The sequence below is a fragment of the Cryobacterium sp. TmT2-59 genome (genome assembly GCF_004403545.1).
Lineage (GTDB): Bacteria > Actinomycetota > Actinomycetes > Actinomycetales > Microbacteriaceae > Cryobacterium > Cryobacterium shii.
This window is the reverse complement of the sequence record NZ_SOGM01000039.1, coordinates 1-24,508: the sequence shown is the minus strand read 5'-3', so window position 1 is coordinate 24,508 and position 24,508 is coordinate 1. Positions and strand designations below refer to the sequence as shown.

Annotated in this window: 19 protein-coding genes, 2 tRNA genes and 1 pseudogene; 7 read left to right on the top strand and 15 right to left on the bottom strand. The window is 68.8% G+C overall.

From position 1 onward, the window contains the following. Positions 1 to 249 precede the first annotated feature (249 nt). Positions 250 to 1,068, top strand: coding sequence for an arsenite methyltransferase (arsM, locus tag E3T24_RS06490; RefSeq protein WP_134365134.1), 819 nt, complete (start codon positions 250 to 252; stop codon positions 1,066 to 1,068). 297 nt (positions 1,069 to 1,365) lie between these two features. On the opposite strand, the gene E3T24_RS06485 is transcribed toward arsM, so the two are convergent. Continuing rightward, positions 1,366 to 2,259 (bottom strand): PfkB family carbohydrate kinase, encoded by an 894-nt coding sequence (locus E3T24_RS06485; protein ID WP_134366191.1) that lies wholly within the window; start codon positions 2,257 to 2,259, stop codon positions 1,366 to 1,368. 311 nt (positions 2,260 to 2,570) lie between these two features. On the opposite strand from E3T24_RS06485, the gene E3T24_RS06480 reads away from it, so the two are divergent. Beyond that, the gene (locus tag E3T24_RS06480; RefSeq protein ID WP_134366192.1) at positions 2,571 to 3,533 is read left to right on the top strand and encodes an ornithine cyclodeaminase family protein; all 963 of its coding nucleotides are present in this window, start codon (positions 2,571 to 2,573) and stop codon (positions 3,531 to 3,533) included. 18 nt (positions 3,534 to 3,551) lie between these two features. Here E3T24_RS06480 and E3T24_RS06475 read toward each other — a convergent pair whose 3' ends face one another. The 4 genes from E3T24_RS06475 to E3T24_RS06460 all read right to left on the bottom strand — a co-directional run bounded on the left by E3T24_RS06475 (position 3,552) and on the right by E3T24_RS06460 (position 7,926). Beyond that, complete coding sequence (locus E3T24_RS06475) at positions 3,552 to 4,508, bottom strand: DMT family transporter (RefSeq protein ID WP_134366193.1); 957 nt, start codon at positions 4,506 to 4,508, stop codon at positions 3,552 to 3,554. A 110-nt stretch (positions 4,509 to 4,618) separates the two neighbouring features. Next, positions 4,619 to 5,539 (bottom strand): acetamidase/formamidase family protein, encoded by a 921-nt coding sequence (locus E3T24_RS06470; protein WP_134366194.1) that lies wholly within the window; start codon positions 5,537 to 5,539, stop codon positions 4,619 to 4,621. A 3-nt stretch (positions 5,540 to 5,542) separates the two neighbouring features. Continuing rightward, on the bottom strand, positions 5,543 to 6,979 hold the full coding sequence (locus E3T24_RS06465; protein WP_134366195.1) for an APC family permease: 1,437 nt from the start codon (positions 6,977 to 6,979) through the stop codon (positions 5,543 to 5,545). Positions 6,980 to 7,026: 47 nt separating this feature from the next. Continuing rightward, positions 7,027 to 7,926, bottom strand: coding sequence for a proline iminopeptidase-family hydrolase (locus E3T24_RS06460; RefSeq protein ID WP_198416003.1), 900 nt, complete (start codon positions 7,924 to 7,926; stop codon positions 7,027 to 7,029). Between the two features lie 236 nt (positions 7,927 to 8,162). Here E3T24_RS06460 and E3T24_RS06455 point away from each other — a divergent pair, with 236 nt between their 5' ends. After that, positions 8,163 to 8,921, top strand: coding sequence for a GntR family transcriptional regulator (locus tag E3T24_RS06455; RefSeq protein ID WP_241976031.1), 759 nt, complete (start codon positions 8,163 to 8,165; stop codon positions 8,919 to 8,921). Positions 8,922 to 8,925: 4 nt separating this feature from the next. Here the strand turns inward: E3T24_RS06455 and E3T24_RS06450 are convergent, their stop codons facing one another. Together E3T24_RS06450 and E3T24_RS06445 are read right to left on the bottom strand one after the other, a co-directional pair. Continuing rightward, positions 8,926 to 9,105: a hypothetical protein gene (locus E3T24_RS06450; protein WP_134366198.1), complete on the bottom strand. Its 180-nt coding sequence runs from the start codon at positions 9,103 to 9,105 to the stop codon at positions 8,926 to 8,928. Between the two features lie 149 nt (positions 9,106 to 9,254). Then, positions 9,255 to 9,944 carry an NAD(P)H-hydrate epimerase gene (locus E3T24_RS06445; RefSeq protein WP_241976026.1) on the bottom strand — a complete coding sequence of 230 codons (690 nt, stop codon included), beginning with the start codon at positions 9,942 to 9,944 and terminating at the stop codon, positions 9,255 to 9,257. Between the two features lie 107 nt (positions 9,945 to 10,051). Between E3T24_RS06445 and E3T24_RS06440 the strand changes: the two genes are divergently transcribed. Continuing rightward, a complete protein-coding gene (locus E3T24_RS06440; RefSeq protein ID WP_134366199.1) occupies positions 10,052 to 10,336 on the top strand; it encodes a cupin domain-containing protein in 285 nt (94 codons plus the stop codon). Between the two features lie 38 nt (positions 10,337 to 10,374). Here the strand turns inward: E3T24_RS06440 and E3T24_RS17910 are convergent. Further along, positions 10,375 to 11,489, bottom strand: a pseudogene (locus E3T24_RS17910) (bifunctional diguanylate cyclase/phosphodiesterase). Between the two features lie 1,260 nt (positions 11,490 to 12,749). On the opposite strand from E3T24_RS17910, the gene E3T24_RS06425 reads away from it, so the two are divergent. After that, on the top strand, positions 12,750 to 14,468 hold the full coding sequence (locus tag E3T24_RS06425) for an AarF/UbiB family protein (RefSeq protein ID WP_134366202.1): 1,719 nt from the start codon (positions 12,750 to 12,752) through the stop codon (positions 14,466 to 14,468). Positions 14,469 to 14,530: 62 nt separating this feature from the next. Here E3T24_RS06425 and E3T24_RS06420 read toward each other — a convergent pair. The 6 genes from E3T24_RS06420 to E3T24_RS06395 form a co-directional block, all read right to left on the bottom strand. Continuing rightward, positions 14,531 to 14,607 (bottom strand) — tRNA-Met (locus tag E3T24_RS06420). A gap of 33 nt (positions 14,608 to 14,640) precedes the next feature. Continuing rightward, positions 14,641 to 14,712, bottom strand: a tRNA-Thr gene (locus E3T24_RS06415). Between the two features lie 83 nt (positions 14,713 to 14,795). Next, positions 14,796 to 16,670: a glycoside hydrolase family 13 protein gene (locus E3T24_RS06410; RefSeq protein ID WP_134366203.1), complete on the bottom strand. Its 1,875-nt coding sequence runs from the start codon at positions 16,668 to 16,670 to the stop codon at positions 14,796 to 14,798. 6 nt (positions 16,671 to 16,676) lie between these two features. After that, the gene (locus tag E3T24_RS06405) at positions 16,677 to 17,585 is read right to left on the bottom strand and encodes a sugar ABC transporter permease (protein WP_134366204.1); all 909 of its coding nucleotides are present in this window, start codon (positions 17,583 to 17,585) and stop codon (positions 16,677 to 16,679) included. A gap of 1 nt (position 17,586) precedes the next feature. Further along, the gene (locus E3T24_RS06400; RefSeq protein WP_134402967.1) at positions 17,587 to 19,245 is read right to left on the bottom strand and encodes an ABC transporter permease subunit; all 1,659 of its coding nucleotides are present in this window, start codon (positions 19,243 to 19,245) and stop codon (positions 17,587 to 17,589) included. A gap of 182 nt (positions 19,246 to 19,427) precedes the next feature. Continuing rightward, complete coding sequence (locus E3T24_RS06395) at positions 19,428 to 20,660, bottom strand: maltose ABC transporter substrate-binding protein (protein WP_134366206.1); 1,233 nt, start codon at positions 20,658 to 20,660, stop codon at positions 19,428 to 19,430. A gap of 173 nt (positions 20,661 to 20,833) precedes the next feature. Between E3T24_RS06395 and E3T24_RS06390 the strand changes: the two genes are divergently transcribed. Next, the gene (locus E3T24_RS06390) at positions 20,834 to 22,498 is read left to right on the top strand and encodes a glycoside hydrolase family 13 protein (protein WP_241976021.1); all 1,665 of its coding nucleotides are present in this window, start codon (positions 20,834 to 20,836) and stop codon (positions 22,496 to 22,498) included. A 346-nt stretch (positions 22,499 to 22,844) separates the two neighbouring features. Further along, complete coding sequence (locus tag E3T24_RS06385; protein ID WP_134366236.1) at positions 22,845 to 23,606, top strand: GTP pyrophosphokinase family protein; 762 nt, start codon at positions 22,845 to 22,847, stop codon at positions 23,604 to 23,606. 81 nt (positions 23,607 to 23,687) lie between these two features. On the opposite strand, the gene E3T24_RS06380 is transcribed toward E3T24_RS06385, so the two are convergent. Continuing rightward, the coding region (locus E3T24_RS06380) for a M23 family metallopeptidase (protein ID WP_134434431.1) at positions 23,688 to 24,508 on the bottom strand (821 nt) is incomplete at its 5' end.

Sequence of the window (24,508 nt, the reverse complement as noted above, 5' to 3'; positions counted from 1 at the left end):
CGCCCGGCCCGCCGTCGCGACGCGCCCCGCCCGGCCCGCCGCGCCCTGGCCGCCGCATCCGTCTCGTCTCCCGCTCCCGATCCGCTGAGGGGTCCCGAATCGACCTTCGATCGGCCCGGGAAGGTCGATTCGGGACCCCTCACGGCGGGAGACATTGACGACTGTCGATCTTTCACGTAGATTGCATCGACAGACATCAATATAAGACCCGGGCGACAGCTGCCCGGCGACCAGCCAAGGGAGAACACCATGAGCGACACCGCTGATTCCGTACGTGACGAGGTCCGGGCGCGCTACGCGAGCGCGGCGCTGTCGGTGACCGAGGCCGGGCGCAGCTCCCTGCTCGCCCCGTCGGCCTCCTGCTGCAGCACCGACACGACGGATGCCCCGGACTCCTGCTGCGGACCGGGCGCGGTCGACGAGAGCGCGGTCTTCGGCTCCGTGCTCTACGGCCTCGATGCCACCGCCGGTCTGCCGGGCGACGCCGTGCTGGCCAGCCTCGGCTGCGGAAACCCGACCGCGGTCGCGGACCTGCAGGCCGGCGAAACCGTGCTCGACCTCGGCTCCGGCGGAGGCATCGACGTGCTCCTCTCCGCCCGACGGGTCGGCCCGACCGGGTTCGCCTACGGACTCGACATGACCGACGAGATGCTCGACCTGGCCCGCCGCAACGCTGCCGCCGCCCAGGCGGAGAACGTCGAATTCCTCAAGGGCACGATCGAAGAGGTGCCGCTGCCCACCGAGAGCGTCGACGTCGTCATCTCCAATTGCGTGATCAACCTGTCGACCGACAAGCCCGCCGTCCTCGCGGAGATGTTCCGGGTGCTGCGTCCCGGCGGCCGCATCGGCGTGTCCGACGTCGTCGCCGAGAACCACCTCACGCCCGCCCAGAGGGCCGAACGCGGCTCGCACGTGGGCTGCATCGCCGGCGCCCTCTCGATCGAGGAATACGAGACCGGGCTCTCCCGCGCGGGCTTCGAGCAGGTGAGTGTGACCCTGACCCACGACGTGGCCGACGGCATGCACGGCGCCATCGTGCGCGCGGTCAAGCCGGTCGTCGCCGACTGAGCCGCAGACCCGGAACGTCCTCCCCCGCGTCGCACCCACGCGGCCCGCGTCGCACCCACGCGGCCCGCGTCTCGGCGTGAGGGGTCCCAAATCGACCTTCCGGGGGCCCGGGAAGGTCGATTTGGGACCCCTCAGCGGCAGGCAGACCCGCGGATCAGGGGCGGCCGGATCCGGGCAGCGCAGCGGCGGAGCAGCGACAGGGCAGGGCAGCGGCGAGGCCGAGCGGCGAGGCCGAGCCGCGGCGAGTGGCGGCGAGTGGCGGCGGGTGGCGCTCAGGCGAGCCGCGGCGAGTGGCGCTCAGGCGGTCGGCACCCGCAGCAGGCCACCCTCGCTGCGGCAGGTGGCCGCCGCGATCAGCATGGCGTCGGCCAGCAGGGATTGCCAGCCGGCGGCATCCGTGGGCACGCCCCGCGTCAGCATGGTCTGCACCGTCGACGCGAGGGTGGCGTCGCCCGCGCCCATGGTGTCGACCACGGCGCCGGGCAGGGACGTGATCGGCTCGCTCACGAGCAGGCCGTCACGGGTACCCACGGATGCCCCGGCCCGCCCGGCCGTGGCCAGCACGGTCTGCGTTCCGGCCGCCAGCAGCCGCCGGCGCAGGTCGTCGAGCGTGCTGCGGTAGAGCAGTTCGGCGTCTTCGTCGCCGACCTTGGTGAGCAGGCTCCGGGCGGCCATCCGTTCGAAGTTCGCCACGAACAGGTCGGCGTCGGCGAGCATGCCCGCACGCGGGTTCGGGTCGATCACGAGGCGTTGTTCCGGCTCGGAGACGGCGGCGATGAAGGCATCCGTCTGGGCCGTGTCGTCGAACGGGAAGCAGCTCACGACGACCAGGCGCGCCGCGTCGAGGGCCGCGCGCTCGGCCGGGCCGAACTCGATCCGGCGCTTCTTCGCGGCCTCGTTGAACGCATACGTCGGCTCGCCGTCGGTGCGGTCGGAGGTCGCGCGCGAGCTGCCGAACGGGCCGGGGGTGGCGACCAGGGTGACGTCGTGGGAGGCGAGGAAGTCGCGCAGCACCGCGCCGGCGGCGTCGCCCCCGACCATCGCGATCAGGGTGGTGGGCACGCCCAGCACCGCGAGGCCGACCGCCACGTTGAGCGCGGCCCCGCCGGGGAACTCGCGCAGGGACTCCGGGTCGCGCATCTCGTCGATGAGGGCGTCGCCGACAACGACGACGCGGTGGGTCTGTGGCATTCGTTCTCCCGGTGTGTCGCGAGCGCTCGGCTCGTTGACACCACTTTAGGCGCGGCAGGCAGGTGCCGAAAACGTTGCCGGCCGTTTGTCTACCCCTTCCTCCGCAGAGCGACCCGGCCTACACTCATGCACAGGCAGGAGCGTTCCCCGAATGCCGGTCCTTAGTCCCTGATTGCAGGGTCCGGACGAGACCGGACCGAAACGCCCCAGTCGGGGACGGGACATCATCGGGGTGCCCTGTCCCCACCATTCACTGCCCCAAGACGATGGGGTCAGGCGGCGCTTTCCGGTGTGCCACGTACAGTCGGAGCATGGCTTCCGACTCACCGATACCCTGGATCTCAGCCGAGGAGATCTTCGCCCGGGTGGGCTTCGGCGCGGCGGTGCATGCTCTGCAGGCGGCCGTGCGCGACGGGCTCGACCCGGCTTCCGACTTCAGCCGCAGCATCCTGGGCCTGGCCAACGGCCAACTGCTGCTGATGCCGACGCAGTCCGCGGAGTTCGTCGGGGTGAAGGTCGCCACGGTCGCGCCCGGCAACCCGGCCCTCGGCCAGGAGCGCATCCAGGGCGTCTACCTGCTGATGGATGCCGCGAACCTCAGCCCCGTCGCCCTCCTCGACGGCATCGCGCTGACCACGCTGCGCACCCCCGCCGTGTCCGCCGCCGCCGCCGACCTGCTCGCGCCCGACGAGGCCCCGCACCTGGTCGTCTTCGGCTCGGGGCCGCAGGCGTGGGGCCACATCGAGGCGATGCGCGCCATCCGGCGGCTCGAGCGGGTGACCGTGATCGGCCGGCACCCCGGTCGCGCCCAGGCCCTGGCCGACCGGGTTCAGGCCAGCGGGTTGGCCGCCCGCACGGGCACCGCCGACGCCGTGCAGGATGCACAACTGATCGTCTGCGCCACCACCGCCCGCACCCCGCTGTTCGACGGCGACCTGGTGCCCGTCGACTCCTGCACGGTGGCGGTCGGTTCGCACGAGCCCAACGCCCGGGAGCTGCCCTCGGCCCTGATCGGGCGCGCGCAGGTCGTCGTGGAGGACAGCCAGGTGGCACTGCGGGAGGGCGGCGACGTACTGATCCCGATCCGGGACGGCGTGATCGACGCGGAGTCGCTCGTGCCGCTCTGCGCCATCCTGACCGGCGAGGTGACCGTGGACCGTTCGCGCCCCCGCGTCTTCACCAGCTCGGGCATGTCCTGGGAAGACCTGGTCGTCGCCGCGGCGGTTTTCCGCCAGGCACCCCCATCCGCGAGAGCGGGTGAATCGTCGCTCTGAGACGCTCTAACCGACGATTCACCCGCTCTCGCGCACACGGGTGAGCACCGCGGGCGGGGTCGCCGCCGGGCTCAACCGGTGCCGCTGCTCAGTGCGCTGCCCCCAGAAGGTGCCCGCGATGATCAGCCCCGCCCCGAGCACCGCCACCGGACCGAGACTCTCACTGCCGAGGCTCACGCCGACGAGCACCGCCCAGACCGGCTCGGTGCCCATCAGCAGGCTGGCGCGCGCGGCCGAGGTGCGCCGGATCGCCCAGGTCTGCGCCAGGAACGCGAACACGCTGCAGGCCAGGCCGAGGTAGAGCACCCCGAGCCAGGCGGCGGGGCCGAACGCGCCGATCGCCCGCATCGTGCCCGGCGCATCCGCTGCCGAGAACACGACGGCGCCCACGATGGCCTGCACCAGCGTGATCATGAGGGTGCCCGGCCGTTGGCCCGCGACTCCGCCCCGGGTCAGGCGGCCGACCATGGTGACGTGCAGGGCCCGCACGAACGCGGCCGCGAGCATGAGCAGGTCCCCCGGGTTCGGGGCGTGGAATCCGTTGCCGGAGACGAGCAGCGCCACCCCGACGACCGCCAGCACCGCGGCCACGAAGAAGGGCCGCGGCAGCCAGTCGCGCGCCGCCACCGACTCCAGAATCGGCGTGAGGATGATCGTCAGGCTGATGATCAGGCCCGCGTTCGTGGCCGCGGTGACGGCCACCCCGGCCGTCTCCAGCCACAGGATCGACGCCTGTGTGAGCCCGAGCAGCACGCCGACGGCCAGCTCGGCCCTGCTCGGCGGCCGCGGCCGGCTCAGCGCCCAGACGGCGAGAAGCGCGAGCGCGGCCACCAGGAAGCGCAGGGCGAGCACCGCGCCGACGCTCGCCTGCTCGGTCAGCACCTTCGCGGCCAGGTAGCTGCCGCCCCAGACCAAAGCGACCAGCACCAGGACGGCGTCGATGCGGTAGCGCCCGAGCCGCGCAAAAGTGGTCATGGGCCCATGCTCCCGGGCCGCGTCCGTTAAGTCCAGACGGCCCATTCCGCCTCGGCCGGCGCGGCCTGACACTCGGCGGCGGAACCCGCACGTCGGGTTCCGCCACCGCGTCAGAGCACGCTCTTGGGCAGCCGGTGCACCGTCACGGCCCCGACCGCGGTGAACGGATGCAGCGGGTCCGGCGCGACGGAACCCGTGGGTCCGCCGAGGCGCGAGTGACCGACGGCGCTCATGACCGCGTAGGCGTCCCCGGCCTCCCAGCCCTGGTCCTCCACAAGGAAACCGAACATGTCCTCGTAGCCGCGCCTGATGCTCTCCTGCACCGGATCACCGAGCCCCACGAAGATCCACTCCTCCGCGGTCTCCACCCGGGGCGCCCGGAGCGCCAGCCCCTTCACCAGGGCGATGCTGACCACGGCGATCCCCTCGGCCTCGATCGCGACGAAGGAGGACTCCCCCTCCGCCATGATCGCGTGGATGTCCCCGATCGACAGATAGGCGCCCTCCACCATGACCGGCAGGTACACCGTCGAACCCGGGCTGCAGTCCGTGACGTCCATGTTCCCGCCCTGGGGGTAGGACGGCATGATCGTCGAATTCGAGCCCACAGCAGGCGCCGTGCCGATGCAGCCGATCATCGGCAGCGGTTGGAAGACGTGCCGGTCCGTGACGTGCACACCGGCCGCGTCGATGGGAACCCGGCGCGTGAACATGCCTTCGCCCATGACGTTCTGGAGCGCGCCCGATCCCGGCAGGCTGACCGACCAGCCCCAGTCCTTCAACCGGATCTCGTGGATCGTGACCGCGAGGGCATCGCCGGGTTCGGCGCCCTCGACGTAGACCGGACCTGTCACCGGGTTGATCTGCACGGTGAGTCGGGCCATGTCGTGGTGCGCATGCAACTGCTCGTACACCTCGTCACTGGTTTCGAAGCCGATCCGCTCCCCGGTTCCGGGAACGATCCGCAGTGCGGGCTCCCGGTCAGCCGAGAATCCCGGCTGACCATGGCTCTTGTCGAGAAAGTGGTCCACGGTCTACAGCCCCGCTCGTTCGCCGGTCGCGGGAAACGCGAGCGGCTCGGGACCGATTTCGCCCTCGAGCGCGGTCTTGCGTCCCGCGTGCCGAAAGTAGAGGAAAACTCCGACACCGAGCACGAGCCAGACCACGCCGCCGATTTTGGCCAGCGGGCTCGCGTTGAGCAGCACGTAGCCGATGATCAGGAACCCGATGACCGGCACCACCAGGTGCAGCAGGTAGTTCGTCGACTTCTTGCGCACGATGTAGTGCACGATCACCGAGAGGTGCAGCAGCATGAACCCGAAGAGCGCACCGAAGTTGACCAGCGCAGCGATCAGGTCGATCTGGCCCACGAAGAACAGCACAAGGACGGCCGAGAGAGCGGAGACCACGAGGATCGCGTTCCGGGGGACCTGACGACCGCTGATCTCGCTGAGGAACTTGGGGAGCTGACGGTCCCGACTCATCGAGAACAGCAGCCGGGAGGTCGCGGCCTGGGCGGCCATGGCGTTCGCGATACCGATGGCCAGCACGTTGACCACGAAGAACGCTGTCGCCCATCCACTGCTGGAGGCAGCCTCGACCACGGTGAAGAACGCGTTGCCGGCCTCACTGTCGCTGAATGACGCTCGCCCCGCCGAGAGGGCGCTTGCCAGCCAGGTCTGCACGATGAAGAGGAAAGCGACAATGAGCAGAGCCGTGATCATGGCTTTCCCCGCGGAGTTGCGTCCCCCGGTTGATTCCTCGGCCATCGTGGAGATTCCGTCGAAGCCGAGGAAACTCAGCACTGCGATCGAGAGCGCGGAGGCGATGAGCGGGCCGGTCACCGCGCTCGCGTCCCAAAGCGGGAGGATGGTGAATTCAGCGCCAGGGACCGAACCGTTGGTCAGCGCGGTGACGGCGATGATCACAAAGATCACGACGAACACGAGTTCGATCGCGAGGAAGATGCGGTTCATCCGTTTGATGGAGGTGATCCCCAGGAGGTTGATCACGGTGTTGACGGCAACGAAGAGGAGCGCCCACACCCAGCGCGGGGAGTCAGGGAAGATGCCGATCATCGACTCGGCGGCAAACACGTAGAGCAGGGTGGGAACGAGCAGGTAGTCGAGCAGGATGGCCCAGCCGGCGAAGAATCCCGCCGTGGGGTGGATGCCCCGGCCGACGTAGGAGAAGACCGAACCGGCCAGGGGGATCGATTTCGCCATCTGCGCGTAGGCCAGCGCGGTGAAGATCATGGCGATCAGACCGATCAGGTAGACCAGGGGCACCATGCCCTCCGCCGCGTTGTAGACGGTGCCGAAGATGGCCCATGGGGCAATCGGAACCATGAAGATCAGACCGTAGATCAGCAGGTCGGTGGTGGAGACGGAGCGTTTCAGCTGCTGCTTGTAGCCGAAGGACTCAAGCTGTTCCTGCGCGTTGAGCTCGGGCGAACTCGGGGATGCTGTCATCGGGATGCTCTTTCTCTTGGGGATCGGGGGCGGGCGTGAGGGAAAGGTCAGTGTTCGTGCTGCGCCAGGAATGCAGCAATGACGGATCGAAACGTCTCGGGCTGCTCCAGATGGGTGCAGTGGCTGGCTCCGGGAAAGACATGGCTGGTCACTGTGGAGATGCGGTCGAGGAACGGCTGCCAGGTGATCGGGGTTGCCTCGTCGAATTCGCCGGCCACCACAAGCGTCGACGCCTCGATCTGGTCGAGCCGGTCGATGATGTTCCACGTGCGGAGCGTTCCGACCACGTGGAACTCGTTGGGCCCGTTCATGGTGTGGTAGACCGTGGGGTCGGCCTCCATCTGGTCGACGCTGCGCTGGAAGTCATCCGGGACAGGGACGACGCGGCACACGTGTCGCTGGTAGAACTCCTCGGACGCGGCCAGGTAATCGGGGTGCATCAGGGTACCGGCAGCCTCGTGCCGGGTGAGCGTCGCCTGCACATCCTCCGGCAGCAGGGCACGCAGCTCGGCAGCGCCCTCGGACCAGAGGCCCATGGAGGCCGGAGAGTTGCAGATCGACAGGCTGCGCAGACCGTTCGGTCGGCGTGTGGCGATCTCGGCACCGAGCATCCCGCCCCAGGACTGGCCGAGCAGGTGGTAGTCGACCAGCCCCAGGGCGGCGACGAGATTCTCGAACTCGTCGACGAACAGCTGGGGCGTCCAGAAGTCCGCCGACGCGTCGGGCAGGTGAGTGCTCTTGCCGCAGCCGAGCTGGTCGTAGTGGATGACGGTGCGCCCGCTGCTGGCGAGCTCGTCGAGGTTTCGCAGGTAGTCGTGGGCCATTCCCGGGCCGCCGTGCAGCACGACCAGGGGCAGGGCTCCGGCCCGTGGTTCGTCGGGTTCGGTGATGCGAACCCAGGTTTCCCACTCGCCGAACGGCACGGTTCGGGTACTGATGTCAGGCACTGCTCTCCCCCGGGTCACGACCGTCGGTGGACGGTGAGAGATATCATCGCGCAGTAAAGGTCTCGTGACAAGACCATTCTTTGTGTCTTAATATGGTCGTTACACCTCGGACATGCGCACCCACGCGAACGGGGGCCAGTGGGGAGGGAAGGGGCATCTTGGACGAATCACCGCGAGCAGCCACGGTCGGCCGTTCGACTTCCGGTCGCACAACGGGCGCGGACCCCGCTGGGTCCTTGCGCACTCCGCTGGCCGCCGTCTCGCGGGCAGACGAGATCACCGACCGTCTGGTCACGGCCATCGCGATCGGCGAGTACCTTCCCGGCTCACGGCTGCCGTCCGAGCGCGAATTGGCGGCCTCCCTGCGCGTGGGCCGGATGACTGTTCGTGCCGCAATCGCCAGCCTGGTCGGCCAGGGCCTGCTGGAAACCCAGCGCGGGCGCGGCGGTGGATCATTCGTACGCGAGCAGTGGACCTCGTCATCCAAAGCCTCTGTGCACCGCACGCTGTCGGCGCGCTGGGACGTGCTCCGCGACACCTGCGAGGCGGTAAGCCGACTTCAGGGGACGATCGCCCGGGCCGCCGCCGAGAAACGCACCGATGAGGACGTCACGCAGCTGCGGCAGCGCCTGACCGCTTTCCGGGAGGCCGAGTCGGGTCCGCAGTCCCAGCGAGCCGATGAGCTACTGCATATCGCGATCTGCGCGGCCGCCCACAATGAGACCCTCCAGTCCGTCCTCTTCGATCTGGAGTCCCGGGTCAGCATCGCCGCCCCGGCTCACCTGTGGGGCTCAACGACCGGGATGCGTACCATGGAGCTTCGCGCCCTCGCCGACCACGAGAACCTCGTCGACGCGATCTGCGCGCAGCGCCCCGATGACGCCAGCGCGATCGCCCTCAAGCATGCCCGCATCGACCTCGAATTGCTGGAAGACGCTCTGCAGAGGGCCGGCGCCCCCGACGCATGGTCGTCACCCGGCGCCCACCCCGGCTGAACGGTCAGGAATCGACCAGGAGTTCCCACTCCCGCTGCACATCGCGACTGAACCGCAACCGGTCCACCCTTGCAGAGACCTCCCAGATCAGCCACACCGGGACAACCAGGAGCGGCCCGAGGCCTCCGGGGAGCATGGTCAGGCCGATCAGGGCGACGAAACTTGCCAGGAGAACTTTTATCACGAATTCGACCCCCTTGGCCGCTGCCGGTGAAGAATACCTATTTCCACATTCAGGCGCTGGCGCGGGCAGAATGCAACGGCCCCGACCTTGGAAACAGCACAGAAAGTGCTCCCCACGGGCGACGGCGGGGATTGCGGGGCCGGGTAGACCTAGCCCCGGTCGCGGGCCGCGATCCGCTCGAGCTCGGCGCAGATTCCGATGTCCACCACGATCACCCGGCCGGCCAGGCCCGCGGCGGGTTCCCGCACCAGGCCGGCCTTGCAGCCCCCGAACGTCACCGTCACCCTCGCGGGCAGCACCGCGGCATCCGGAACGGCGCCATCGTCCACGCCGATCCCGCTGGGCAGGTCGACCGCCACCACCACGGGCGCCACCCGGGCGCCCAGCACGGGCAGGATGGCCGCCACGACCTCGCGGGCGCGCCCCCGAAGCGCGGAGGAACCGCTCGTGCCGGTGCCGAGGATGCCGTCCAGGATGAGGTCGGATTTGCGCGCCCGCTCCGCCAGCGCGGGCCCCGGTTCCTCCAGCGGAAACAGGCGCGCCCCCGCCGCGAGGGCCGCGGCCAGGCCCGCCACGTGCAGGCGGGGCGCGGTGGGCACGATCGACACCCGAGCGCCCTGTGCCGCGAGCAGCGCTCCCGCGTGGAGGGCGTCACCGCCGTTGTTGCCGGCGCCCGCAAGCACGAGCACACGGGTGCCGGCCACTGCCCCGCGGCGTTCCCCGAGCAGGGTCGCCGCCTCAGCGGCGAGGCCGGCCGCCGCCCGTTCCATCAGGGGCACGCCCGCCTCCAGAAAGGGCGTCTCCGCCTCACGCACCTGGGCCGCGGTATAGGTCTGCACGCCGTCAGAGTACGCCCGGTGTGTTCCGCGGCGCGGCCAAAGTCCGCTACCGTGGCGGCACACGCTGAAACAGATCGAACCGGCCACGGGGCCGCGAGGGGAAAACCATGAGCCGTCCGCCCGCCGTTGCCACCGTCCAGGTTGAGAACGCCCGCATGAAGGTCACCGAGTGGCGTTTTGCACCCGGTTCCGAAACCGGCTCGCACCTGCACACCCTGGACTACCTCGTCGTACCGCAGAGCACCGGCCGACTCCTGATGGAGACCAAGGACGGCGACTCCATCAGCGAACTGGTGGCCGGGGTCTCCTACTTCCGGGAGGCTGGGCGCACGCACAACATGGTCAACCCGGGAACGACCGAGTTCACCTTCGTCGAGATCGAGCTCAAGTAGGACCGCAGGCGAAGCGGTCAGTGGTCACGGGTCAGCGGTCACCGGTCAGCGGATGAGACGGGTCGCCGGCTGAGACCGGTCGCCGCCGGCACGCGGCGCCCGTCGAGCCAACTGCCCAGTTCGTCGGCGGGAACCGGCCGACATATGTGGAAGCCCTGGGCCTGGTCGCAGCCGTAGCCGGTCAGTTGGTCGTAGGCGACGGTGTCCTCCACGCCTTCGGCCACCATCCTGAGCCCCAGGCTGTGGGCAAGGTCGACGATGGAACGCACCAACGCGGCGGCGCGCGGATCGTCCGCCATGGGAAAGACGAAGGACCGGTCCAGCTTGAGTTCGTCGATCGGGAGCTCCCGCAGGTACGCCAGCGAACTGTACCCGGTGCCGAAATCGTCGACGGACACCCGGATACCGCTCGTCCTCAACCGGGTCAGGATGTCCCGGGCCCGGTCCCGGTCGTCCATCAGGAATTCTTCCGTGATTTCCACCATCAGGGCGCTGGGGGCAGTCCGCGCGCCGCGACCATGGCCCCGATCCGTTCGGGCAGGTCCGAATCGACCAGGGAGCTGGCGGACAGGTTGACCGCGACCGTGAGCATCCGGCCCTGCGCCTGCCAGATCGCCGCCTGGTCCAGCGCCAGGCTGAGCACGACGTCGGTCATCTCGTGCATCAACCCGGATTCCTCGACGATGGCCAGGAACGCATCCGGATACAGCAGCCCACGGCCGGGGTGATTCCAGCGAACGGGGGCCTCGACGCCCTGGACCCGCCCCGTGGCCAGCTCGATCTTGGGCTGGTAGTGCAGCACCAGCTGGCCCTCGGCGAGCGCCGCGCGCAGCTCCTGCAGGGTACGCAGCCGGTCATCGCCACCGACGTCGTCGAAAAGAAGCGCGAATTCATCGCCACCCAACCGGGCCAGGAGGTCGCCGCTGCGCGCCTGCCGGGACAATCGGGCCGCGACCTGGATCAGCAGCAGATCTCCGACGTCATGACCGAGGCTGTCGTTGACTTCCTTGAACCGGTCCAGGTCCAGCAGCAACAGCGCATTGCGGCCGCCCTGCCGTGCCCCCAGGCGAAGGGGAACATCGGAATGCAGGGCCCGTCGGTTCGGCAGGCCGGTGAGATCGTCGGTCCTGGCCAGGCCGCGCAGGTCCGCCATCCTCCACAGCTGCCGGAACGCCAGCTGGGTGCGCACCGCCGCCAGGACCAGGGTTGCCCCGGCCAGGACCACCGCGGGTTCCGACACCGGCGTTCGACTCGACGCGAGGAGGATCCCGAGTCCCACCACCGTCGCCGCCGCGGGTACCGCCAGCGCCCACCTGCCGCCGCGGGTACCGCCAGCGCCCACCTGCCGTCACGGGCAGGCGGGCCGTCCCGCCGGGGGCGCACCGACAGGTCGACCCAGGCCGCGATCATTGTGATGCCCAAGGCCCACCCCGCGTCCAGCTGCGTGCCGATCACGTAGCCGCCGGTGAGGTCCATCAGAGCAACCCAGACGTCTGCGGCGGCAAAGACCGCGAGACCTCCAACCAGCAGGATCCAGCCCCGGCCGAGCTGCAGGGCGGGCGCCGCCGCGATGCCGGCGATCGCTGCGATCAGGAGCAGGTCGAACGCCGGGTAGGACACCGCCACGGCCGTCGCCAGCGACGGAGGACCCTCCAGGGCCGGTTCCAGGACGGGGTCGAGCACCACGGCCAGGAAGGCGGCCGCTCCCAGAAAGCCCACCGCGCTGTCCAGCAGAATCGGCCCCGGCAGGCCCCGGAGTTGACGTCGCACGAGCGCGGCCAGGGCGGCCAGCATCGTCGCGTAGAACAACAGGTAGGCCACGTCGGCCGGGGACGTGGTCGGCTCCTGCCCGGCGCTCGCGGTCAGGAGCACGTAATACGTGTCGCCGACCGCCATCAAGGAAACGCCGAGTGCCGCCCACAGCACGTGATCGCCGGCGAACCGGGTGCGGAACACGCCCACCCAGCACACTCCGGCGGCCAGCCAACTCGTCGACAGGGCCAGCCCGATGTCCACCACGGGGTTGAAACCGCTCCGCGGCAGCGCCAGGCCGATGACGTAGGCGCCCAAGGCCAGCCACATGATCCACACCGGCCACCGCGGCCCCGTGCCCCACCGCGCCCGGCAGGGCCCCCACGTCGATTCGGCTGCATCGCCGCCCCCCGGCGTCCGTTAGGTTCACGTTAGCGGACCCGGAACCCGCTCGCCCCCGAGGGGTGCCCCCAGAACAGGCGGCACCCGGGGGAACGCGGCTATCGCTCCCCCCGGCTCGTTCGCATCCGCCTCCCATCCTGAACGGGCATGCTGTAATCCGGATCTCCTGCCGACCGGCAGGCTACGCCGGGCGAGCGCGAGTCCACGACCCGGCGGCACGCGGCGCAGGGTCCCGGTGTTGGACAGGAGATTTGAGACGGTGGACGGCGCACGGGGAATCACCATTCCGAAACTGACCCTGGCAGCGGAGCGGAGCCGCCCGGCTCCCCCGCGGCCCTTCCTCCAGCGCGGCCGGCGCTTCGCCGAGCTCGTGCGCATCGCGCGAAAGAACGGACTGCTCCCGATCCGGCGGCTGGACTTCGGGACCGAGCCGAGCGGGGCATCCGTTCGCAGCGTGCAGGCCGAGGGCCTGCGGGCAGCGCTGGAGGAAGCCGGCGGAGCCTTCGTGAAGATGGGCCAGCTGCTCTCCACCCGATCCGATTTCCTGCCCGCGGAATTCGTCGCCGCACTCTCCCAACTGCAGAAGAGCGTAAAACCGGCGCCCTGGGCCGAGGTACAGCGGATGCTCGAGGAAGAGTTCGCCGCCCCCCTGGCCAGCGTCTTCGCCGAGTTCGATCCCGAACCCATCGCCGCGGCATCCATCGGGCAGGTGCACCGGGCCACGCTGAAGAACGGTACCGTCGTGGCCGTGAAGGTGCAGCGCCCCGGAATCGTGCCGGAGCTGCGACGCGACGTCGCCATCGCCCTGCGGGTGACGAACGTGCTGAGCCTGACGTCGCCGCAGGCCCGGAGCCTCGGGATCAAGGCCGTCGCTGAGGACTATGCGTCAGACCTGGTGCGCCAGCTGGACTTCCGGCTGGAGGCCCGCAACCTGTCGGCCATGCGCGCACTCCAGCTGAGAGGGCCCCGGCCCGGCGAGCTGCGTCTGCCCGAGCTGTTCGAAAGCCTCTCCAACGACCGCGTGCTGGTGATGGAATACCTCGTCGGGGACACCTTCAGCGAGCTGAACGAGAGGGTCGGAGCACCCCGGGCCGAGCTGGGCGCCGCCATGCGCGTCGTGCTGAGCGCCTTCGTGCGCCAGATCGTGTTCGACGGCGTCTTCCACGCGGACCTGCACCCGGGCAACATCATGCTGCTCGCGGACGGAACTCCCGCGCTGGTCGATTTCGGCTCGGTTGGCCGGCTCGACCTGCAACTGCGGGAGACGATTCAGGAGCTGGTGATCGCCTACCTGCAGTCGGACACCCAGCTCATCGCCGACGGGCTGCTGTCCCTCGCGCCCCTGCGCGAGGGGGCGGATGAGAAGGCCTTCCGGCGGGAGCTGAGCGCGTTCATCACCTTCGACCTCGGCCCGGGTGCGCGCGTCAGCGTGCTCACCGTGGATGTCCTGGTCGCCATCCTCACCCGATACGGGGTGGGCATCCCGGCCGAGTTCGTGGCGGCGGCGCGGGCATTCGCCGTGCTCGAAGGCACCCTGCGATCCACCCTGCCCGAGTTCGACCTGCTCGAGGAATCCCGGATGCTGGCCAATGTGCAGATCCGGGACCAGCTGGCGCCGGCCAATGTGCGCGAGCTGCTGACCACCGAGCTGCTGGCCCTGCTCCCGAGCGTGCGGCGCCTCCCACGGCGGTTCGACCAGATCGGGCTCGCCCTGGAGAGCGGCCAGCTGAACGTCAACGTGCGGCTGCTCGCGGACAAGAGCGACCGGCGCCTGCTCAGGGGCCTGGTCAGGCAGAGCCTGCTCGCACTGGTCGGAGCCGCGGCCGGGGTGATGTCGCTCCTCTACCTGACCGCCCCGGCGCCGGCGGATCCCCGGGTCATCAGCACCGTGACGGCCGGGTTCACCCTGGGCGCCGGATCCGTGGTTCTGCTGGTCTCGGCTGTCGTCGACTCGCTGGTGACCCGCAGTCGCGACTAACCAGGGTCCGGGGCGACAACGAAAGAAGGCCCCGCCTGAGGCGGGACCTTCTTCGTATGTTCTGGTAGCGGGAGCGGGAATTGAACCCGCGACACCACGATTATGAGCCGTGTGCTCTAACCAACTGAGCTACCCCGCCACGACCTGTCGGCTGCAAGAGCTTCCAAGCCAGAGCCCCCTGTGGGAATCGGACCCACTACCTCTTCCTTACCAAGGAAGTGCTCTACCAATGAGCTAAGGGGGCAAAGCCATCCACGAGGGAAAACTAAGCCAAATTTCGGCAACCGGTAAATATTATCACCAAGTTGGCCTCCCCGCTGACCGCGGTCACCTCTTGGGCGCCCGGGCGCCCGGCAGCGCCCAGGCCGTGAAGCTCGGCCCGTCCGCGGTGAGACGGATGCCCCCGGTCTCCTCGGTGAGTTCGGCCGCTCCCAGGAGGCGGGTCGCCGCCCCCGCCACCGCACCCTCCGGCAGGGTCACCTCGCAGGCGGAGCGGGCGGCCATCAGCAGCACCGATTCCTCTTCCGCCTCCCGCACGTAGACGAGCACGTCCGCGCCCACGTGCAGCCACCGCATCCCGCCGCCGTTCAGGGCCGGGTGGCCCGTGCGCAGGCGGATCAGCTCCGCGTACAGGTCGATGGTCGCGGCGACGTCGGGTTCCGCGGCGGTGTCCCAGGGCATCGGGGTGCGCGAGTGCTCCCCGTCCTCGCCGACCAGGCCGAACTCGTCGCCGGCGAAGACCACCGGCAGGCCGGGCAGGGTGGCGCTCAGCCCGAAGGCCACGGGCACTCCCCCGTCGATCGCGTGGGTGCGGAACCTAGGCGTGTCGTGGGTGTCGAGGGCGTTCATCGTGGACAGGCGGGTGCGCCACGGGTAGCCGGCCGTGAACCGGGTGTGGGCTTCGACGAACTGCCGCCCGTCGCTCTGCGGGATGGTGCCGTAGGGCAGCCCGAAGTACGGGGAGGGACTGTCCGGTTTGGAGAGCCAGCTCCAGACCGGGCGGGTGAACGTCGTGTAGGTCATCGCACCGTGCCAGGCGTCGCCCTGGAAGTCGCCCGAGGCGTCGTTGGTCGATTCGGCGAGCAGGATCGTGTCGGGGTTGGCCTCGATCATGGTGCGACGGATGGTCTGCCTCACCTCCGCGTTCAGGTCCTCGCCCCCGAGGCGGCCGGTCATGTTCGCCACGTCGATCCGCCAGCCGTCCAGGTTGTACGGCTTTCGCAGCCACTTGCCGACCACCGAGTCGGGGCCCTCGATGAAGCGGGTGCGCAGCTCCACGGAGTTCCAGTTGAACTTCGGCAGTGCGGGCACACCCAGCCAGGCTTCGTAGTCGTCCTGCTGCTCGTCCAGCCAGTAGTAGAAGGCGCTCTCGGCGGCACCCGGAGTGCGGTGCGCGGCGCGGAACCACTCGTGCCGGTTTCCGGAGTGGTTCGACGTGAGGTCGCCGATGATCTTGAAGCCGCGCTCGTGCGCGGCACCGACCAGCCGCACCAGGGCCTCGTCGCCACCGAGCAGCGGGTCGACCTCGTGGAAGCTGGACGCGTCGTACCGGTGGTTGGAGCCGCCGGGGAAGACGGGCGTCAGGTAGAGCAGGGTGACGCCGAGCCGTTCCAAATGGTCGAGGTGGGCGATGACGCCGTCGAGGTCTCCCCCGTAGAACTGGTGCGAACGGCCCGGCGGCAGTTGCTCGACCTCGTCCTCCCACGCCGCGGGCAGACCCCACGCGGGCGCCTGCCGCAGGTCCGCGGCCGGCGAACGGCCGAAGCGGTCGGGGAAGATCTGGTAGATCACGCTGGACGAGGCCCAGTCCGGTGCGGCCGGGTGGCTGACGAGTTTGAAGTCCGCCGAGTCGAGCGTCTCGATGTCGTGCACCCCGGCGGCGTTCAGCCACCAGTGGCTCCCGTCGTCCAGGGTGATCAGGAACCGGTAACCGGTGACCGGGTTGTCGACCGCCACGCCCGCCTCCCACCACTGCCAGCCGCCCTGCGCGCCGAGGAGCGTGGCCGCGCCGAAACGCGGCTCCTGGTCGGGAGTGGACCGGACATGCACGGATGCGACCACCCCGAAGGACTCCGGCACGCGCACCCGCACCCGCACCCTGTCCCCGGGGGCGGGCGACAGGTCGGACACGTACAGCGGGGAGCCGTCGTGGTGCGGGAGTTGGTGCGGCTGTGCGTGGGACCGGTCAAGCGTGGAGAGCATGGTTCCTTACTTCACCGATCCGGCGGTCAGCCCGCCGACGATGTACTTCTGCAGCCAGAGGAACAGGGCCATCACGGGCAGCGCCGCGAGCACGGCCCCGGCCGCGAAGACGGAGTAGTTGCTGGAGAACTCCTGGGAGACGAACTGGTACAGGCCGACCGCGAGGGTCTGCTTCTCCGGCGTGATCAGCACGATGCTGGCGATCACGAATTCGTTGGTCGTTCCCACGAAGGAGAGCAGCCCCACGACGGCGAGGATCGGCGCGACCAGCCGCAGGATGATGGTGAAGAAGATCCGGGCGTGGCCGGCTCCGTCGATCTTGGCGGCCTCGTCGATGGACGCCGGGATGGTGTTGAAGAAGCCGTACATCAGGTAGGTGTTCACGCCGAGGGCGCCGCCCAGGTAGACCATGATCAGGCCGATCTGGGAGTCCAGACCGATCATCGGGAAGATGTCGGAGATGCCATTGAGCAGCAGGAAGATGGCCACGACCGCGAGCAGCTGCGGGAACATCTGCACCAGGACGAGCATCAGCAACCCGGCCCGGCGGCCGGCGAAACGCATCCGTGAAAAGGAATACGCCGCGAGTGCCCCGAGGAACACCGTGCAGACGGAGGTGATGGTGCCGATGAGCAGCGTGTTGCCGTACCAGGCCGCGTAGGGCTGCTGGGGCAGGTCGAACAGGGTCTGGTAGCTGCCCAGGTTCACCTCGCTGAACAGGCCGTTGGCCGTGATCAGCGTGCCGCCCGGATGCAGCGACGCGGAGAGCACATAGAGCAGGGGGAAGGAGCAGAAGACGAGCATGACCACACCGATCAGGTGCCGCCAGCCAGTGTCGAGGAACCACCGCCGGAAACTGAACGGTCGTTTCGTCGGGATGTACAGGTCGCTGGTTTCGGGGGCTGCAATCCGCATGTCAGTTCAACTCCTCTAGCGCCTTGGTCTGTTTGAAGCTGATGATCGACACGAGGGCGACCAGGAGGAAGATGATGATCGAGAACGCGCTGGCGAGCCCGTAGTCGCGGCTCGCCCCCACGAACGCCACCTTGTAGACCATGGAGATCAGGATGTCGGTGGCACCCACGTTCACCCCGGCCGTGACGTCCCTGGGCCCGCCGTTGGTGAGCATGTAGATCAGGTTGAAGTTGTTGAAGTTGAACGCGAAGGACGAGATCAGCAGCGGGGCGACGGACACCAGCAGCAGGGGCAGCTTGATCAGGCGGAACACCTGGCCGGGCCGGGCGCCGTCCACGGTAGCGGCCTCCTGGATCTCCTCCGGAATCGATTGCAGCGCTCCCGTGCAGACCAGGAACATGTAGGGGAACCCGAGCCACAGGTTGACGAAGATGATGCTGAATTTCGCCAGCCACTCGTTGGTCAGCCAGGGGATCTCGGCCCCGCCGAACAGCACCTGGTTGACGAAGCCGAACTGGGGGTTGAGCATGCCGGCCCAGACCAGCGCGGAGAGGAAGGCGGGGAACGCGTACGGCAGGATCAGCACGACACGGTAGAAATTGCGGCCGCGCATCTTCATGTTGTTGAACACGATGGCCAGGAACAGGCCCAGCCCGAACGTGGTCAGCACCGAGAGCAGGGCGAACGCGAAGGTCCAGATGGTCACGCTGATCAGCGGGCCGCGAATCGACTCGGAGCCGAAGGCCTTGGCGAAGTTCGCCAGGCCGACCTCGACCTTCCAGCCGGGCAGCAGCTCGGTGCCGTCCGCGGCGACGAATGAACCGGTCTTGCCGTTGTCGACGTAGACGGTGCTGGTCGTCGTGTTCGTCATGGTGCCGGCCGCTTCGTCGTAGACGAGGTCGGACAGGTACAGGTAGGCGCTGGAGCCGTCCGGCGTGCGGAGGGTGCCGTCGTTGGGGTCGTCGGAGAGCGGCACGGAGATGGCCGCGATGGCCTCCTGGTTGCTGACGATGTCGTTGAACTTGAGCGGCGTGTAGCCGGAGAGCCCGACGGCCTTGCCCGCGTCGTCGACCTCCGCGTTCGTGACGGGGGTGAGCGGGACATCCGTGCTGCCCACGCTGACCGTGCCGTCGGGGTCGGTGACCAGGAAGCTGAACGTGCCGAGCTTCTCGAGCACGGTCAGGTCGTAGGTGGGCGAGTCGGGCACGCGCTGCTGGGACGAGACGATCAGGGAGGTGATCGCGTCCTGCTTGGTGCTGTTGTGGCCGGTGCCGTAGTTGGTGAAGGCGATGTAGCCGGAGTAGCCGACGACGAAGATCTGGAAGATCAGGAGGAAGATCAGGCCGGGAGCGAGGTACTTGGCCGGCAGCTTGTACCGGCTGAAGTAGATCCAGTTCACGACGGCGGTAACGACCAGGACGGCGCCGAAGACGACCCAGTCCTGCTTGAGGAAGAGCACCATCAGGGCGTAGACGCCGATCGCGTCCACGATGGAGAGCAGGGCGATCTTGACCAGAAGCGTTTTCACGCCCACGGATGCCGCCTCGGCGACCCTGGCCGCACGCTTCGAACGCGACGTCTGAACGACGGGTGACTCGCCCGGCCCGTCGCCCCGTGGGGTGACCGGCGCTTCGCCCTGCTCGGTGCCTGTGGTGGTCATCTTCGTCCGCTTTCTGCCGTGCCTAAGCTGCGTGGTAATGCGTGGTGATGCGTGCGGTGCGTGCGGTGCGTGGTGCTGCCCGATGCCGGGCCGGGCAGCCCCGGGGACTGCCCCGGCCTCAGGGAGAGAGGCCGGGGCGGTCCTTCAGGACTGCGTGGTGGAGCTGCTGCGTGGTGGAGCGACTACTTGATGGCGGCCTGGATGTCGGCCGTCATCTTCTGCCAGAGCTGCGTGGGGTCGCCGGCGCCGGTGATGATCGCGGCCTCGGTGACGCCCCAGAACTGCCAGACCTTGCCCATCTGCGGGATGCTGGGCATGGGAACGGCCTCGGCCGCTACCGCGCCGAATCCGGCGGTGATCGGGTCGGAGCTGGCCGCCTCGAACGCGGAGGTCAGTGCCGGTGCGCGGCCGCCGACCTTGTACAGCTCGGTCTGGACCTTCTCGGAACCGATGTAGTTCACCAGGAACTCGTTCGCCGCGAGGGCGTTCTTGGACTTGGCGCTGACGACGAAGCCCTGCACGCCGACGAACGGCTGCGCGGGCGAGCCACCGGCGGACGGGATCGGGTCGACGGCCACGTCAATGCCGGCCTTCTGGGCGTCCGGCACGTTCCACGGGCCGGTGATCAGGAACGGTGAGGCTCCGGAGTTGAACTTCTCCTTGGCGATGTCGCCGGTGACGTTCACGCTCAGGTGACCTGCTGCTCCTTCTTTCGCCAGCCAGGCCGCGTAGGCCTCGCCGCCGGCGTTGCCGATGGAGAGGTCGTCGGGGTTGTAGCTGCCGTCGGCGTTGGTGCCGAAGACGGGTGCGCCGAAGGACGTCTGGAACGGGTACAGGTGGTACGGGTCGGACTCCGGCCCGACCTGCACGAGGAAGGGGAATTCCGTTCCGGCTGCTGTGCCGGCGGCGATCATGTCGTCGTAGGTGGCCGGCGCGGTGGGCGCGAGGGCCGTGTTGCGCAGGAGCGCGATGTTCTCGATCGAGTACGGCACGCCGTAGGTCTTGCCCTCGACGCTCATGGCCGTGACGGCAACCTTCTGGTAGTCGCCGACGGTGTCGCCGAGTTCGACCGGCTGCACGACGCCGTTGCTGACGAAGTTGCCCAGCCAGTCGTGTGCGGCGATCGTGATGTCGGGGCCCTTGCCGGTCGGAACCTGGGCGATGAACGCCTCCTGGATCTTTCCGAAGTCCTTCTGGACGAGCTTGACCTTGACGCCGGATTCCTTCGTGAATGCGGCTGCCGCATCCTTGAGGACGGCGGCGCGGTCCGCGTCGACCCAGACGGTCAGGGTGCTGGAAGCGGCATCGGACTTGGAGCTTCCGGAGGTTGAACCTCCGGCGCAGCCGGCCAGGGCCAGGGACGCGGCGACCGCGACTGCACCAGCAGCGAGGAGGCCTTTCTTATTCACCATCATTGGTGTGCCTTTCGTAAGGACATTGACAATTGTGCAAGCGTTTACATTTATATCTTCTCGTAGGTCGGTTGGCAATTCACGAGGAAAAAGTGGGGAAATCTTTGTAGAGTTCGTTTAAATGAGATGTCATGCAAACGCTTTCACCCTGTGGAAAATGCCGTAATGTTTTCCCCATGACAGGCACAGAATGGTGGCGTACCGCCGTTATCTACCAGATTTATCCCCGATCCTTTGCGGACGCCAACGGCGACGGGATGGGCGACCTCGCCGGCATCACCGGGCGTCTACCGGCCCTGCGCGACCTCGGAATCGACGCGATCTGGCTGTCACCGTTCTACACGTCCCCGCAGCGCGACGCCGGGTATGACGTCGCCGACTACTGCGACGTCGACCCTCTGTTCGGCACTCTCGACGACTTCGACATCCTGCAGCGCACCGCGCATGATCTGGGCATCCGTGTCATCGTCGATCTCGTTCCCAACCACTCTTCGAGCGCGCACCCCTGGTTCCAGGCCGCCCTGGCCTCCCCGGAGGGCAGCGACGAGCGTGCGCACTACATCTTCCGCGACGGTTCCGGCGAGAACGGCGAGCTGCCCCCGAACAACTGGGACTCCGTCTTCGGCGGCAAGGCCTGGACTCGCATCACCAACCCCGACGGCACGCCCGGCCAGTGGTACCTGCACCTCTTCGACACCACCCAGCCCGACTTCGACTGGGACAACCCGTGGGTGCGCGCGCAGTTCCGCGACGTGCTGCGGTTCTGGCTCGACCGGGGCGCCGACGGGTTCCGGGTGGATGTCGCGCACGGCATGATCAAGGAAGCCGGCCTCCCCGACTACACCCCCGTCGAGGGCGGCAGCATGGGCGGCGCGACGGTGCTCGACCTCGGCAGCATCCCCGGCGCAGCCCCGACCGCCCCCTACTGGGCCCAGGACGGCGTGCACGAGATCTATCGCGACTGGCGCCTCATCCTGGACGAATACCCGGGCGACCGCATCCTCGCGGCCGAGGCCTGGGTCGACCCGCTCAGCCACGTCGCCGAGTGGGTGCGCCCCGACGAGATGCACCAGGCCTTCAACTTCGCCTACCTCGAGACCCCGTGGAACGGCGTCGCCCTCCGGCGCGTCATCGACGACTCCCTGGCCGCGTTCGGCGAGGTCGGAGCCCCCAGCACCTGGGTGCTCTCCAACCACGACGTCGTGCGGCACGCCTCCCGGCTCGCCCTCAACCACGAGAGCCTGCAGGGGCACGGCATCGGGCCGAAGACGCCCGATCTCCCCGACCTCGTGGTCGGCCTGCACCGCGCCCGCGCCGCCTCGGCGCTGATGCTCGCGCTGCCCGGTTCCAGCTACCTCTACCAGGGCGAGGAACTCGGCCTGCACGAGGTCATCGACCTGCCGGACTCCGCGCGCGAGGACCCGACCTGGTTCCGCACCAACGGGGAGCGCTACGGCCGAGACGGATGCCGCGTGCCGATCCCCTGGGAAGCAGCCGCCCCCTCCTACGGCTTCGGCCCCTCGGCGCGCAGCTGGCTGCCGCAGCCGGCCTCGTGGGCCGGGCTGGCCCGCGACGCTCAGGTCGGCGTGGCCGATTCCACCCTCGAGCTGTACACGCTCGCACTGCGCCTCCGCCGCGAGCTCCGGCTCGGACTCGGTTCGGTGCGCTGGCTGGCCGGGCACGGTGACGAGATCGTGGCGTTCACCAACGGAACGGTGACGGTGCTCGCGAACACGGGCGCCGCATCCGCCCCGCTGCCGGTCGGCGAAGTGCTGCTGGCCAGCGGCCCGCTCACGGGCGGCAAGCTGCCCGGCGACACCACGGTCTGGCTGCGCGCCTAGGACCTGCCGCCCGCCGGGCTGCCCGCCCGCCCGGCCGCGCGCCCGGCCCGCACGCCCGGCCACCGCACCACCGCCCCTGACGAATTCGACGGAGATTTTGCCCGAATCGGCCCAAATCAGGCCGAAATCGGCTCTGGAGAGCAAAATCTCCGTCGAATTGGTCCTACGCCGGACCGCGGCGCTGCGCGGCTGGGCGCGGACCTGCCCGGCGCGGCGGCCCTGTCAGGGGACCCGCAGCACCGCCGTGGGACAATCGGAGCGCGGCCCGACGTCTGGGCTCGCTGGAGGAGCGACGGTGACCGGCACGGGGATCGATAGCGGCATGGGCACGGAGACCGACGTCCGAATGGGCCTCGTCGAGCGCCGACAGCTCAAGATTGAGCTCGCCCGGTTCATGCTCTCGTACAAGTTCGCCACCGACGAGATGATGACCAAGATCAACATCTTGAAGGAGGAGTTCGCTTCCATCCACGACTACAGCCCGATCGAGCACGTGAACTCGCGGTTGAAGTCGCCGGAGGGAATCCTGAACAAGGCCAACCGCAAGGGCTGCCCGCTGTCGCTGCCCGACATCCGGGCGCAGATCCAGGACATCGCAGGCATCCGCATCACCTGCAGTTTCATCTCCGACATCTACCGCATCCGCGACATGCTCACGAGGCAGCAGGATGTCACGGTTCTCGAGGTCAAGGATTACGTCGCATCCCCGAAAGGCAACGGCTACAAGAGCCTGCACCTGATCGTCGCGATCCCGGTCTTCATGTCCGACCGGGTGGAGCCCGTCACCGTCGAGATCCAGATCCGCACCGTGGCGATGGACTTCTGGGCCAGCCTCGAGCACAAGATCTACTACAAGTACCGGGGGGCCGTGCCGGTCGACCTCGTCTTCGACCTGAAACAGGCAGCGGATGTCGCGAATCGGCTCGACGTCAAGATGGAGCGCCTGCACGACCAGGTCCTGGCCCTGAAGCCCGCGGGCGAGGCAGACAGCGACCTGCTCAGCATCACCGGGCTATCGCACCTCGCCCTGCCTGAGGGCCTCCTGGAGGCCATTGGGCGCAACCGGACCGGGGTTCCGGTAGCCGAAGTCACGTCCGGGGTTGCCTGACCCGCATCAGGCGCGGCGACGCGAGTTCAGGCGCGGTGCGGTGCGGCGACCGAGCGCGAGCGCACCGGGGCCGGATGCGCGCTAGTTCGTGTTGGCGTACAGCCAGACGAGAGGGTCGACGTGCGTGCCGTTCTGGCCGCCGATCCGGATCTCGAAGTGCAGGTGCGGCCCGGTCGACATGCCCGTGTTTCCGACCTGGCCGATGACCTGGCCGACCTTGACGACGTCACCCTCCTTGAACAGCATCGAGCCGTGGATCATGTGGGCGTAGACGCTGGAGACGAGTTTGCCGTCGATCATGTGGTCGATGATCATGTGCACCCCGAGGCTGCCTTCGCCGTCCTGGGCGTAGCTGACCACGCCGTCGGCGATCGACTGGATGGGCGCGCCGATGCCGGGGTTGAAGTCCTGGCCTCGGTGGTTGGACGAGCACCCTGCGCAGTCACGGGCACCGAAGTGATCACCGATGTGCACGCCAACCGAGAAGGGCCACTGGACGGTGCCGTTCGGGTTGTTGGTGAAGGTCGATTCCATCCGGATGCCGCTGGCGGCGGCCACCTCGGCGATGGTCTGCGACTTGTAACCGTCGCGCTGTACCGAGATCGTGTCCGTGCCGCCGTCCATGGTCAGGGTCTGGGCCGGCTCGCTCTGTCCGGAGCTCTTCGCCGTGTAAGCGGCGGCCTGCACGTCGGCGGAGGACAGCAGTGCCTCAGCGGGCAGGGAGGTGGAGATGGCCATCAGCGCGACGAATGCCATGGCAGCGACCGTGAAACCGGTGGTCGCGAGCTTGCGCACGCGACCGCCCGGGGCGGCGGCCTTCGACGCGGGGACCCGGGCTGCGCGCGGTCCGGGCGACGTCGACGAGCCGGCGGCCCGCGCGCGGGCCGCCGGAGCCAGACGTT

Coding starts and splice junctions, on each gene's coding strand:
- E3T24_RS06390 (WP_241976021.1), top strand. CDS start 20,834: ATGACAGGCACAGAATGGTGGCGTACCGCCGTTATCTACCAGATTTAT.
- arsM (WP_134365134.1), top strand. CDS start 250: ATGAGCGACACCGCTGATTCCGTACGTGACGAGGTCCGGGCGCGCTAC.
- E3T24_RS06475 (WP_134366193.1), bottom strand. CDS start 4,508: ATGACCACTTTTGCGCGGCTCGGGCGCTACCGCATCGACGCCGTCCTG.
- E3T24_RS06440 (WP_134366199.1), top strand. CDS start 10,052: ATGAGCCGTCCGCCCGCCGTTGCCACCGTCCAGGTTGAGAACGCCCGC.
- E3T24_RS06410 (WP_134366203.1), bottom strand. CDS start 16,670: ATGCTCTCCACGCTTGACCGGTCCCACGCACAGCCGCACCAACTCCCG.
- E3T24_RS06480 (WP_134366192.1), top strand. CDS start 2,571: ATGGCTTCCGACTCACCGATACCCTGGATCTCAGCCGAGGAGATCTTC.
- E3T24_RS06485 (WP_134366191.1), bottom strand. CDS start 2,259: ATGCCACAGACCCACCGCGTCGTCGTTGTCGGCGACGCCCTCATCGAC.
- E3T24_RS06395 (WP_134366206.1), bottom strand. CDS start 20,660: ATGATGGTGAATAAGAAAGGCCTCCTCGCTGCTGGTGCAGTCGCGGTC.
- E3T24_RS06385 (WP_134366236.1), top strand. CDS start 22,845: ATGGGCCTCGTCGAGCGCCGACAGCTCAAGATTGAGCTCGCCCGGTTC.
- E3T24_RS06400 (WP_134402967.1), bottom strand. CDS start 19,245: ATGACCACCACAGGCACCGAGCAGGGCGAAGCGCCGGTCACCCCACGG.
- E3T24_RS06465 (WP_134366195.1), bottom strand. CDS start 6,979: ATGACAGCATCCCCGAGTTCGCCCGAGCTCAACGCGCAGGAACAGCTT.
- E3T24_RS06405 (WP_134366204.1), bottom strand. CDS start 17,585: ATGCGGATTGCAGCCCCCGAAACCAGCGACCTGTACATCCCGACGAAA.